Consider the following 13,342-nt stretch of genomic DNA (forward strand, 5'->3'; position numbering starts at 1 on the left):
AAAGTGAGGCTTTTCGGTAAATAACTTAAAAAACCGGTTTAAGCGTTTTCTAACATTGAGAGTGCAACTGCTTCAGCCGCTTTAATACCATCAATGCCTGCAGATAAAATACCACCTGCGTAACCTGCGCCTTCACCTGCTGGGTATAAACCTTTTGTATTTATACTTTGAAAGCTTTTATCGCGTTTGATACTAATAGGCGATGATGTACGCGTTTCTACACCGGTTAATAAGCCATCGTTAGTTGAAAAACCACGAATTTGCTTATTAAATGCAGGTATGGCTTCGCGTATAGCATCGATAGCAAACTGCGGGAGTACATTTGCTAAATCGGTGAGTTTTATTCCTGGTGTAAACGACGGTTGTACATCACCTAAATCGCCCGATGCTTTTCCTTTTAAAAAGTCGCCAATTAACTGTGCTGGTGCATCGTAGTTGCTACCGCCTAATGCATAGGCTTGCTCTTCTAGTTTACGTTGCAAATCAATGCCGGCAAGCGGGTGACCAGGGAAGTCTTTTTCAGGTGTAATACCTACTACAATGGCACTATTTGCATTGCGCTCACTACGAGAGTATTGGCTCATACCGTTTGTTACTACGCGGCCTTCTTCAGAGGTGGCGGCTACAACAGTCCCTCCTGGGCACATACAAAAGCTGTAAACTGTGCGGCCATTATCACAATGGTGAACGAGTTTATAATCAGCAGAGCCTAAAATGGGGTTACCTGCGTTAGGTCCAAAACGACACTCATCAATCATCGATTGCTTGTGCTCGATTCTAAAGCCCACAGAAAACGGTTTAGCTTCTACATAAATGCCTTTATCGTGGATCATTTTAAAGGTATCACGGGCGCTATGTCCCACAGCAAGTACTACATGGCGGGTTTTGAGCTTTTCACCGTTTGAAAGCGTTAAGCCAGTTACTTGACCATCATCTATATGAATGTCGTCTACGCGCGTACTAAAGCGGATTTCGCCGCCAAGTTCAATAATACGTGCGCGCATTTTTTCAATCATGGTAACAAGTTTAAACGTACCAATGTGTGGCTTACTTACATATAAAATTTCATCTGGTGCGCCGGCTTCTACAAATTCGGTGATAACTTTACGGCCGTAATGTTTTGGATCTTTTACTTGGCTGTATAGTTTACCGTCTGAAAATGTACCTGCGCCACCCTCGCCAAACTGCACATTAGACTCTGTATTAAGGGTACGTTTACGCCAAAAGCCAAAGGTGTCTTTGGTACGTTCGCGTACTTCTTTACCGCGCTCTAAAATAATAGGGTTAAAACCCATTTGAGCCAGCACTAAGCCCGCAAATAATCCACACGGGCCAAAGCCAATTACGACAGGGCGCTCAGTAAGGTTAGCGGGGGCGTGGGCAACAAATTTGTATGAGGTATCAGGGGCAGGTTTTACGTGCTGATCTTTAGCAAATGCGTTTAACAGTGCTTCTTCGTTATCTACTTCAATATCGAGGGTATAAATAAGTAAAATAGCCGTTTTTTTACGTGCATCGTACCCACGTTTAAACACATTGTAGCTGTGTAGCTGCGCTGGCTGTATTTTTAGTTTATCAACTATGGCTTGGCCTATAGCGTCTTCGTTATGGTCAAGCGGCAGCTTTATTTCGGTTAAACGTATCATTGTTATCTCTTTTAGGTGTCTTAGCGGTAATATTATCCGCTCACAATAAGAAGTGTAGGGCACGTAATGGCTATACATTAAGGGCGCATATATTACGTTAAATTGACCGCAGATGGCACATATTTATTGTGTTTTTAATGGGGTTGGGTATGATCCTCGCTTTAGATAATTAATTACTAGGTTTAAACTATTATGGCGTTTGTGGTCACCGAAAACTGTATTAAGTGTAAATACACAGATTGTGTGGCGGTGTGCCCTGCAGATGCCTTTTACGAAGGCCCTAACTTTTTAGCAATAAGCCCTATTGATTGCATAGATTGTGGATTATGCGTACCAGAGTGCCCAGCTGAAGCAATTTACCAAGAAGACGAGTTGCCAGAAGACCAAAAAGAGTTTACCGAGCTTAATGCTGAGCTTGCATTGGTGTGGCCACGCATTGTTGAGGTAAAACCAGCGCCTGCTGATGCCGATAGTTGGAATGGTGTGGCTAATAAGGTTAAATTAATTGAAACCTAGCTTTTAAATTAAGCCTTTAATATTAATTAGTTAAAAAAGCTATTGTTTTTAGTATCAAACTATTAACAAATGTACTGACTTAAATTACACTGCATAAATAAGTTTACCTTTTAAGGGTAAACACGTCTAAATGGATGTTTATGCAGTACTTAATAATTATAAAAAAACAATGCAGTGCTTTATTCCCCTTCTTATTAGCACTTTTATTTTCTAACCACCTTTATGCCAGTGAAAAACAGCAGCATTCTCTTGTACATATAAATGCAGATATTACTGTAGATGGCGTACTTGATGAGCCCCACTGGCAAAATGCCACTTTAGTTCCTATAGCATTTCAAGATGAGCCTAACGAAAAGGGCGCCCCACCGGTTAAAACTGATGCTTACATGTATGAAGATGGCAGCAACTTATATGTTGCTTTTGTAGCCGAAGATCCACAGCCGAGCGAAATTACAGCTTCTCTACGTGACAGAGATACGCTTTGGCAAGATGATACGGTTATTTTAATTATTGACACTTTTAACGACGAACGTTCAGCTTACGAATTTTATGTAAATCCATTGGGTGCGCAAGGTGATACCCGGATGAGTGACACCGATGGCTGGCAATCAGACCCGTCTTGGGATGCAATATGGGATAGCGCAGGGCAAATTACCGACCAAGGGTTTGTGGTTGAAATGCGTATACCTTTTAAAGCGCTAAGATTTCCTGAAAATAAAACAGATTTAACATGGGGCTTTGCCCTTATGCGAAATTACCAACGTGATGTACTGTATCAGCTTTCAAATATGGGGTTTGACCGAGATATAAAATGCAGTTTATGTCAGTTTGATAAATTAAATGGTTTTAAAAATATAAAAGCCAGTAAAAATCTGCAACTAACGCCTACACTTACGGCGCTCAGAAATGATTCAAAAGCTACCTTGCCAGGGCAGTGGGATAATGGCGATATAGACACCGAAGCTGGCCTTGATTTACGCTGGGGGGTTACACAAGATGCGGTAATTAATGCCACTATAAACCCAGATTTTTCGCAAATAGAAAGTGATGCGTTAGCCCTTGATGTAAATACCACGTACTCAATTTATTATGCAGAAAAACGACCATTTTTTTTAGATGGCGCATCCTACTTTAAAAGCAGTTTATTTGAACTATTGTATACCCGCACTATTGCAGAGCCTGAAGTAGGGGCGAAATTAACAGGTAAAACAGGGCAACATAGCTATGCATTTATGTATGCCGATGACAATAATAGCAATATTTTATTGCCTACAAATCAAGGCTCTGGTTTTGCAATTTTAGAGGATAAAACCCATGCAGCAGCAGCGCGTTATCAATACGATATTGGCCAACAAGGCACTATAGGGCTAAGTACGACTCACCGCGAAAGCGATGATTACTACAATACAGTACTTTCTGTCGATGGCAGCTATTGGTTTAATCAATCAGATCTACTGACCTACCAGGTAGCTACAACAGATTCTAAAAACTCTGATTTTTTAACAAGTAACTATAACTTATCTAAAACTCAATCTGATGAAGCGTACGCTATAGAGTTTACCCGTGATAAACGTGACTACAATTTGTTTGCTAGCTACGAAAATATAGGTAAAGACTATCGTACTGACTTAGGTTATCAAGAAAAAGTAGATTATGAGAACGTAGGCTTTGGGGGCGGGCAAACCTGGTATGCAGATGAGTCTGGCTTATTAACGTCATGGTCTTATGAGGCTGATTGGGATAAAACATGGGCGCAAAATGGCGACCTACTTGAAGAAAAATACCAAGGGTTTATAACATTAAAAGGGCAAAAGCAGTCTATTTTTGAAATTGGCTTACTGCATCGTTATGAAAACTATAATGATGCTTTTTATAACCAAAATATTGGCTTTGTTTATACGGGCTTTAAACCTAAAAATAATATATGGCTTTCGTTTTATGGCGAGTATGGCAGCCGCATTGATTACGCCAATGAGCAAATTGGCGATTCGTATGCAACGCAAACACAAGTTACGTGGGATATAAACGATCATTGGCAAGTAGACGCTACACATAACTACAGCGTTTTAGATAACCCTCAAGGGGAGCGAGTTTATACTGCGAACTTATTAGATTTTAGGCTTTATTATAAATTAAGCATGCGCGCTATGCTCAAGCTTATATTGCAATTTGAAGACATTGATAGGAATAAAGACGCCTACTACTACCAAGTTAGCCACATTAATAAAGACTACGGCAGCCAATTAGTTTACTCGTACAAAATTAATGCTCAAACATTATTTTATTTAGGCTACTCAGATAAAAGCTATCAAGACGATTCCCTAAAACACGTTGAAAGAGATCAACGCACATTTTTTACAAAAGTGAGCTATGCATGGCAACTTTAAATAACCATAAAAAGGATGAATATGAAAACAATAAAAATAACTATCGCAGCTGCAATGGTAGCAACCCTAGCGGGTTGTGCTGCTAAGCAAGATATAACTCGCTTTGACACTGTGAAACCAGAAGTAGTATGTATAGCTGAACATAAGGCAGTTAAAGAAGGCGTTGTCACAGCAATGGAAGAAGGGTTTGCAAAACATAACGTCAAAACACGTGTAATTGCTGCTAACTATGTATTGAAACATCAGGAGTATCAAACTGAATTACCTAATGCTGACATCGCAGGGTGTAATGCCGTTGCTTATTACGTGGCTAACTGGCATTGGGATTTAGCGTTGTACATGTCGTACGCGAATATTTGGGTTACAGACGCTCAAACCAATAAAAAAATTGCGCAAGCATCTTATCGCACCGGCGGTGGTTTGGATAAGTTTATAGACGCGAAAGAAAAAATTATCGAACTAATCTATGGTATGTATTAAATACTTGTAATATTAGTTTTTTCAAACATTTTAAGCTTAAGGTTTATTTTTATTCATCACACTCTATAATTAGTTAATTACTAAGCATTAATTTATTCTTTTTGAGTACAGTTCTAAAAATTTTAATGAATAAGGACTGTGCTATAGCTTGCTTAGTACTAAAAACAGGCGATATAATCGTCTTTTAGTAACGGGTTTATAGGATAAGTAATTTAGATGGATTTTGTTGATGAATAAATTTAAACCCTTAGGCGGCATTTTTTTTGTATTTATCTTGTTTTGCTTTTGTTTAAACATCGAACTAACAAACCAGATTAACCGCATTAATTTATTCAACCCTGATATAGATTTACGCCACTTTGATATTGTAGATACAACGCTCGAAATGGCGCCTTGGTATAACCCTATGCTCAATGGGCACTATTTAATACACCAGCCTTCTGCCGATTTTTTGTTAGTTAAAACTACCGACACGGAATTTATCGCTGCAAACGCAACAAAGCTTATTTTAATGACGCTAACGTCGCCAATAAACTTTATATTGGTGTGTATGGTATTGTTTGTTGGCTTTACAATTATTCGTAAAGAGCGTAAAAAAATCTCTTATCAGCATCAAATTGCACAACTGAATAACAACGCTAATCAATTGCTTGTAGCCTTTAACCTACAACCCCAACACGACAACCCATCAGGGTTGGGTAATTTAAGCCAGTCAATAAACAATTTAAATACCCATGTTGCTAATTATTTAAAGCAAACACAAACAAGTATCTGCCAAGATAAACTAACCTTGCTCATTGACCGCCATGCTTATATTGAGCATATAGATAGGCAAATAAATTTTACTGATGAAGAGCAGCTTAAATGCGCCTTATTGTTTATTGACCTAGATGGCTTTAAACAGGTAAATGACTCGTTTGGCCACAGCTTTGGTGATGAAATTTTGGTGCAAGTTGCTACGCGCCTAGCCAACGTATTACGCCATCATAAATTAAGTAATATTAACGAGGCGAATCAGTTAGAGCAAAATTTATCACGTTTAGGCGGTGACGAATTTTCAATTTTTATTGAGTCGGTAGATACCGATAATAAAGTGGTCGATATTGCTAAGCACGTACTCAGTGAACTTGAAAAGGACTTTGTACTAGGTAATAAAATAATAAAAATTAGCGCCAGTATTGGTATAGCGGCTTACCCAGAGAGCGCATCAACCCCACAAGCATTATTGCAATTGGCCGATGTGGCAATGTACCGTGCAAAAAGCGATGGTAAAGGCATTTTTAAAGTGTACTCCCCAGAGATGGGTAATAAAATGCGCCGCTATCACTATTTACTAGAAGAGTTGCGTTTAGCGGTTGCGTGCAAAGACTTTTACTTATCTTTTCAACCTATCGTGCATGTAGAAGATTGCATGATAGATTATTTTGAAGCGCTTACACGCTGGGATCATCCTATAGAAGGGATGATTTCACCGGCGGAGTTTATACCTATTGCCGAAGAGTCTAACCTTATTTTAGAGCTCGGCGATTGGATTATGCATGAGTCGTGTAGGCAAATGGCAGCATGGCATAATGCCGGTATGCGCAAAGTAAAAATTTCGGTTAATGTATCGGGTGTGCAACTAAAACACCGCTCAGTGTACGATTGGATAATGAAAAACCTAAAAAACACAGGGCTGCCATCGCATTCTTTAATGCTAGAAATAACAGAGTCTACGTTTATTAAAGCCAGTAAAAGTATGATTGAAGAGCTTGAGCGGCTTCGTGCAGAAGGTGTGACAATTGCTATTGACGATTTTGGTACCGGCTTTAGTTCATTAAGTACATTGGCTGATTTGCCCATTGATGTAATAAAAATAGATCGCTCGTTTATCTCTCAAGCCGATAAAAGTCCAAAGTACAATGACATCCTTAATACGATTAGCGAGTTAGGTCAAAAGTTAGGACTTAAAATAGTGGCTGAGGGCGTAGAAGAAATCGAGCAGTTTGAACTTGTAAAACGCATGGGAGTAAGCTCTGTGCAAGGCTATTTGGTTAGTCGCCCTCAATCATCTATCAATGTGGGTAACAAAGTTTTGCGTAAAAATACGGCTAACTTATCTGCAGCGGGCACCAGCGCGTGGGAAATAGAAAGTTAGAGCCTGTTTATTATAGGTAATTTAATAGCTTATGTAGGGTTTTAGGCCCATGCTATGGTATTAAATTGCCCCTACCGATAGCGATTAACTTGAGCATTCACTGGTGCAGCTATTCAGGCCGCGAAATGTTAAACCCTATATTGTGCTTAATTGCCCCTAAATAAAACTAAGTTCTTTAGGACTACAGCCTTAAAATTTAGTAAAAAAAATGCCACTTTTAAAAGTGGCATTTTTGTTTGTAGAATCTAACAACTACAATTTTATAAATCGAATGTGCGTGATATAGCAAGTACTATACGCTCATCAGCGTAATCGTAATCTAGGCTTGTGTCTTCAGCAGCAATCTCAATACCAAAGCCTTCGTAGCTAGTTTGGTACGCTAGGCGGTAATGTTTGTATGATTTCTTTTGGTTTACATCCCATGCCCATTTTTCGCCATCAAGCGAATTAGAAATATCAAAGCTTGCACGAATGGCATGATTCGGGGCAATTTCAAAGGTGTGGGCAATCATAGAAATAACATGGCCAGCCCCTGTACCAAAGTAATCCCAGCTATACCAAAAGTTTAGCTCTGTTTGACCATACTCACTTGCATAGCCAAATTTTGTGTAGGCTTCGGCGTAGTTACCATCGCTGTTATTACCTTGGTATGTGTAATAAGCAATACCGTAATCAGCGCTAACCGTGTCAGTTAATTGCACGTATTTACCTAGGTAGGCATCAAGTTCAAAATCAGTGTCATCACCAAAATCTACATTAGATGCCCATGCACCCGCGTAAACACCGCTGTCGAACGCGTAATCAAGGCTTGCTTGAATTGCAGGGTCGTTATCAGTTTGTGTTACACCGTTAAAAGTATAGTCAGATGCTGCTGTAATGGTTGTTGACCAGTTAGCTGACACCGTAGTTGATAAAAGTGCGAAAGGTAGCGCTACTGCTAATTGTTTTAGTTTGTTATTCATTGTTGATCCCTAATGTACAGTTTCTATTTTTGTGTAATCTATTTTGTTTGCTTTTGGCGAACTGTCTATATTGTTAACCGTTTTAAATTTGCTGTAGCCAATAAACGCAGCACAACCAAAAAACAGTGCAATAACTAACGCGCCAACCCATTGAATTTGTAAAAACTCAAGCTTAAACAATAGGGTTAGTAACGAAAGGGCAACAATATTTAGTATCATATAGTTCATTTTACCTAAACGTTTAACCGTTAAGTTAAGGTTATCTGTGTATAAGCGTATTAATGAATCAAGCGAATTAATAACAAACACTATCCCAACAAATACCATGGCAAAGTTTTTAATACCCGCTGTTGAAATACCCATTTCGTGGTAGTGGTAAAGTACGCTAAACCAAATCGCAATCGGAATAGATGGAAATATCAACATTGCACCTAATACTTGGTATGTTTTAAGGCCGCCTACAAAACGAGACGTAAATTGGCCAATCATAATGCTCCACGCAAACCACCAAAATAGATAAAATTCATGGTAGTCATTAAGCGGTAAAACAAACTGATTTATATTGGCAAAGTAAGTACCAATTTCAGCAAGGTTATTGGTAAATGCCGACATTTCGCTATCACCAACGACAAATGCACCTGCCCACATAAAGGCAATTAATGCGATAAATAACCACGTTGTAGAAATACTTAAAAAGCGCACGTATTTAATATCTGTACTTGAGTAAACAGCAAAGCAAATAGCTGCAAATACAATAAAGTAGAAGGTAGGTATAACGCTCGAACCATCGCCTAGCTCTGGTAAGTACCACGGCAAGTTAGAAAGCAGTAGGTAAGCTGTAAAGGCACATGTGCCAATAATAACTACGTTATTAATGAACTTAACCCATGAAATTTCGAAAAATTTAACTTTGGGCTCTATTACACAGAAATAAAAGCACGTAAGAAAGTAAAATCCCCAGATCAAGAATCCCCAATAGCCAAACTCAATAGCCAGTGGGTTTGCAAACGCGTATTCTGGGCTTGCTTTTATGTCTGCATAACCTGCAAATTCGGTTAATGGAAACATGATTAGGCCAACGTCTAGGCCTGAGGTAAATAAGATTGCGATAAAGGTAAACGTTCTCACTGGTGTTACGCCTACTACGCGTACGTTACCCCATTTAAATAAAATAGTAATAACAGCAAGTAGCGTAAATATAATGCCAGCACTAAGCCATATAGTCATTATCGCCCTCCCAAAATGAATAAAAGTAACTCATAAGTTCTCCGTTTTTGTTTTATTACTTGCACAAACACCGCGTAACCAATTTACGCCGTGAGCCACTGCAAGTTTAACGTGCCCTACATAGTGTTAGGCACGTTATGGCTTAATTAAATCTCGCTATTACGTTGCGTTGTTTGCCAATTACTGCTCATGGCAACGTTTACCGATGCCAGTGTAAGTGGGGCTTTACCTAAAATTAGATCAGCTGCTTTTTCTGCAACCATAATTGTAGGGGCATTTAAGTTGCCATTTGGCACCGTAGGGAAGATTGACGAGTCAACAACACACAGTCCTTCAATACCGTGAACTTGGGTATTAGAATTAACCACGGCCATGTCATCTTCGCCCATTTTGCAAGAACAAGACGGGTGATAGGCACTTTCTACTGCTTGGCGTACAAAGGCATCTATTTCTTCGTCGGTTTGAATGTGCTTACCTGGTTGAATTTCTTCATCGCGGTAGTCATCAAATGCGCTTTGCTCAATAATGTCGCGAGTTAGGCGCACACACGCTCTAAAGCCTTCAATATCGTCTTTATGCTGCAAGTAGTTAAATAAAATTTTCGGCGGTTGCTCAGGATTAGCTGATTGAATTGTGACACTACCCCGGCTTTTAGGTTTGTTATGACCTACATGCACCTGAAAACCATGGCCCGCAAATGCACTGCGCCCATCGTAGCGCATCGCCGCTGGTAAAAAGTGGTACTGAATATCTGGCCATTCAACGTCTGGTTTTGAGCGAATAAACGCACACGACTCAAAGTGGTTTGTTGCACCTAAGCCTTTTCGGGTCAGTAGCCATTTAGCGCCAATTAAGCCTTTTGAAATAAGACCTAATTTACCGTTTAAGGTAATAGGTTGTTTACACTTATACTGAAAGTAAAACTCAAGATGATCTTGTAAGTTTTGACCTACGCCTGGTAAGTGATGCTTTACCTCAACACCGGCTTCTTCAAGTATGGCTTTATCGCCAATACCCGAAAGCTGTAAAATATGAGGTGAGCCAATTGGACCTGCACTTAATACAACGTCTTTAGTCGCATGCGCCGTTTTAAGAGTGCCATTTACAGTATACTCAATGCCTGTGGCTTTTTTGCCTTCTAAAATCACTTTTTGTGCTAAAGCACCTGTAATAACTGTTAGGTTACTGCGTGATTTTACTGGGTCTAAATACTCGCGCGAGGCTGAACTGCGCACACCGTCTTTAACAGTCATGTGCATCGGGCCAAAGCCTTCTTGCTGAGCTGCGTTGTAGTCGTCTGTGTGTGCATACCCTGCTTCTACACCTGCATTTATAAAGGTGGTGTAAAGCGGGTTCTGCATTTCGTTACCGTTATTAACGCCAAGCGGGCCTGTGCCACCACGGTGCGCATTTTCACCTAAATAAAAGCTTTCCGCTTTTTTAAAGTAAGGTAAGCACGACTGATAATCCCAGCCGTTAGCACCATGTTGTTGCCACTCGTCAAAATCTTTCGCATGGCCGCGTACATATACCATGCCATTAATTGATGACGAACCGCCTAACACTTTACCGCGTGGGCAGTGCATTTCTCGGTTATCTAAATACGGCTCTGGCTGAGTGTGAAATTGCCATGCGTATTTATCTGTATTCATAGGAATAGAGAGCGCCGTTGGCATTTTTATAAATATACTTTTATCGCTACCACCGGTTTCTAGCAATAGCACTTTATTGTTTGTATCTTCAGATAAGCGATTTGCAAGTACACAACCTGCAGAACCGGCGCCAACAATAATATAGTCGTAAGTGTTACTCATAGTTGCCACCTTAAAACGGGCTTTCTATGTCGGCCATGCCCACATAAATAGACTTAGTTTGCGTATAATGATCAAGCGTTTCTATGCCATTTTCACGGCCGATACCTGATTGCTTGTAACCACCAACAGGCATTTCAGCAGGTGAATTACCGTAAGCATTAATCCAACAAATACCGGCTTCTAATTGGTGAATAACACGGTGCGCACGTTTAATATCGCTAGTAAATACGCCTGCAGCTAAGCCAAGGTGTGTACCATTTGCACGGACGATAACATCGTCTTCGTCTTCAAAAACAAGTACGCTCATAACTGGGCCAAAAATTTCCTCTTTAACAATAGTCATGTTATCGTTGCAATCGGTAAATACCGTAGGCGCTACAAAGTAGCCATTAGGCGCTGATTCAGGAGAAAGAGTTGTACCGCCAGTAAGTAGCGTTGCACCTTCGGCCAAGCCACTTTCTATGTAGCTCATTACCAATTCTTGATGCTTTTTAGAAATTAATGCCCCAAAGTTAGTATTTAAATCTTGTGGGTCGCCGGCAATAATATTTTGATCAGTACGTGTTTTAAGCTCATCAATAAATTGTTGATATACATTTTTATGAACATAAATACGGGTACAGTTAGTACAAATTTCGCCTTGCGTATAAAAGTTACCTAGCATGGCAGCACTGACTGCTTGCTCAATATTGGCATCTTCAAACACTAATAAAGGTGATTTACCACCTAATTCCATTGTTACGTCTTTTAATGTACCGGCAGCGCTTGCCACTACTTTTTTACCTGTGCCTACTTCACCAGTAAACGACACTTTGTCTATTTCACTGTGAGAGGTTAACCACTGACCTACATCACCGGCACCTTGCACAACGTTAAATACGCCGGCAGGTACGCCTGCTTCAACAAAAACTTCAGCTAGTTTAATAGCACCTAAAGGGGTTTCTTCAGAAGGTTTAAAAATAAACGCATTACCTGCGGCAAGGGCAGGGCCCGATTTCCAACATGCAATTTGCAGCGGGTAGTTCCATGCACCAATACCAGCACAAATGCCTAGTGGCTCTTTGCGGGTATAGTAAAAGTCTTCGCCAACCATTTGCTGCTGGCCAACTTGCGCTGGTGCTAGGCCTGCAAAGTATTCAATTACATCTGCGCCTGTTTCTATATCAACGCAGTTAGCTTCTTGCATTGGTTTACCTGTATCAAGCACTTCAACTAAGGCAAGTTCATCATTACGCTCACGCAATAAAGCAACCGCTTTTAATAAAATACGGCTACGTTCTATTGGGCTCATTTTTGACCATTGAGCAAAGCCTTGTTTTGCACTTTCGATAGCCGCGTTTTGAATAAATTCGTCGGCAACTTCTACCGAGTAAATAACTTCATCTGTGGCTGGGTTTTTTACATCAAAAGTTTCACCACTTTGGTTTGCAAGGAAGTGGCCGTTAATAAAGTTTTGATAGACAGGTGTAGTCACGCTAGGCTCCATATTGCTTGATGAGTGAATGTACATAGCTTTTTGCTAATGTTTCACTGTGTTTAAATTGGTTTTCGTCAGATTGACTTAATACTGCTCTTAACCATAGGCCATCAATCATGGCGGCGCTAAGTTCTGCAGCTTGTTTTGCTTGCTTTACGGGCATTAGTTGCTTAAAAGAAAATGCTAAATTACTTTGCAAGCGATTACTGTTTACATTTTGCAGCCTGTGCAGCTCTTGATCGTGCATTGACTGCGCCCAAAAACTTAACCACGTACGCGTGGTGTCATTGCGCTGTTGAACAAGTGCAAAGTTGGCCTCAACAATAAACATCAAACGCTCAATTGCGCTGGTGGTTGGCTCAACTTTTTCAATTAATTCATTTTTTAAATTCGATAACAAATACCTAACGGTTGCCTCTATTAACCCCTGCTTACCACCAAAGTAATGGCTAATAATGCCAGATGATAAACCCGCATTTTTACTGATGGTGTTAATGGTTGTTCCTTGCAAACCGCGCTGTGCAACTGACTCAATGGTCGCGTCAATTAGCTGCTGACGCCTGACAGGTTCCATTCCGACTTTAGGCATAATTTTTATTAATTGAACGTTCAATAAAGATAAGCTTAATGTAATAGCTCTAACAATTCAAGGCGCAAGTAAACAACCAGATACCAAGATGTAGATGGATTATTAAT

10 protein-coding genes are annotated in these 13,342 nt (G+C 40.0%); 4 read left to right on the forward strand and 6 right to left on the reverse strand.

Annotated elements, in window-relative coordinates:
- Positions 1 to 38: 38 nt before the first annotated feature.
- Positions 39 to 1,646, reverse strand: coding sequence for an NAD(P)/FAD-dependent oxidoreductase (locus VOI46_RS18050; RefSeq protein ID WP_004586459.1), 1,608 nt, complete (start codon positions 1,644 to 1,646; stop codon positions 39 to 41).
- A 192-nt stretch (positions 1,647 to 1,838) separates the two neighbouring features.
- Between VOI46_RS18050 and fdxA the strand changes: the two genes are divergently transcribed.
- The 4 genes from fdxA (at position 1,839) to VOI46_RS18070 (ending at position 7,166) form a co-directional block, all read left to right on the forward strand.
- Entirely contained in the window at positions 1,839 to 2,162 is a 324-nt protein-coding gene (gene fdxA / locus VOI46_RS18055) for a ferredoxin FdxA (protein WP_004586458.1), read from the forward strand.
- A gap of 140 nt (positions 2,163 to 2,302) precedes the next feature.
- Positions 2,303 to 4,549, forward strand: a complete 2,247-nt coding sequence (locus VOI46_RS18060) for a carbohydrate binding family 9 domain-containing protein (protein WP_039972159.1) — start codon at positions 2,303 to 2,305, stop codon at positions 4,547 to 4,549.
- A 21-nt stretch (positions 4,550 to 4,570) separates the two neighbouring features.
- Positions 4,571 to 5,029 carry an Sbal_3080 family lipoprotein gene (locus VOI46_RS18065; RefSeq protein WP_324738339.1) on the forward strand — a complete coding sequence of 153 codons (459 nt, stop codon included), beginning with the start codon at positions 4,571 to 4,573 and terminating at the stop codon, positions 5,027 to 5,029.
- A gap of 229 nt (positions 5,030 to 5,258) precedes the next feature.
- Positions 5,259 to 7,166, forward strand: a complete 1,908-nt coding sequence (locus VOI46_RS18070; RefSeq protein WP_024031793.1) for a GGDEF domain-containing phosphodiesterase — start codon at positions 5,259 to 5,261, stop codon at positions 7,164 to 7,166.
- Between the two features lie 260 nt (positions 7,167 to 7,426).
- Here VOI46_RS18070 and VOI46_RS18075 read toward each other — a convergent pair whose 3' ends face one another.
- The 5 genes from VOI46_RS18075 to betI all read right to left on the reverse strand — a co-directional run bounded on the left by VOI46_RS18075 (position 7,427) and on the right by betI (position 13,220).
- Positions 7,427 to 8,128 carry a TorF family putative porin gene (locus VOI46_RS18075; protein ID WP_004586454.1) on the reverse strand — a complete coding sequence of 234 codons (702 nt, stop codon included), beginning with the start codon at positions 8,126 to 8,128 and terminating at the stop codon, positions 7,427 to 7,429.
- 9 nt (positions 8,129 to 8,137) lie between these two features.
- A complete protein-coding gene (locus VOI46_RS18080; RefSeq protein WP_004586453.1) occupies positions 8,138 to 9,355 on the reverse strand; it encodes a BCCT family transporter in 1,218 nt (405 codons plus the stop codon).
- A 146-nt stretch (positions 9,356 to 9,501) separates the two neighbouring features.
- Positions 9,502 to 11,169, reverse strand: coding sequence for a choline dehydrogenase (gene betA, locus VOI46_RS18085; protein ID WP_004586452.1), 1,668 nt, complete (start codon positions 11,167 to 11,169; stop codon positions 9,502 to 9,504).
- A gap of 10 nt (positions 11,170 to 11,179) precedes the next feature.
- Positions 11,180 to 12,643, reverse strand: coding sequence for a betaine-aldehyde dehydrogenase (gene betB / locus VOI46_RS18090; RefSeq protein WP_004586451.1), 1,464 nt, complete (start codon positions 12,641 to 12,643; stop codon positions 11,180 to 11,182).
- A gap of 1 nt (position 12,644) precedes the next feature.
- The gene (gene betI / locus VOI46_RS18095) at positions 12,645 to 13,220 is read right to left on the reverse strand and encodes a transcriptional regulator BetI (protein WP_024031790.1); all 576 of its coding nucleotides are present in this window, start codon (positions 13,218 to 13,220) and stop codon (positions 12,645 to 12,647) included.
- Positions 13,221 to 13,342 lie beyond the last annotated feature (122 nt).

Origin of the sequence: Pseudoalteromonas sp. CuT4-3 (assembly GCF_035666335.1) — a bacterium.
In the GTDB taxonomy this organism is placed as follows: Bacteria; Pseudomonadota; Gammaproteobacteria; order Enterobacterales; family Alteromonadaceae; genus Pseudoalteromonas; species Pseudoalteromonas atlantica.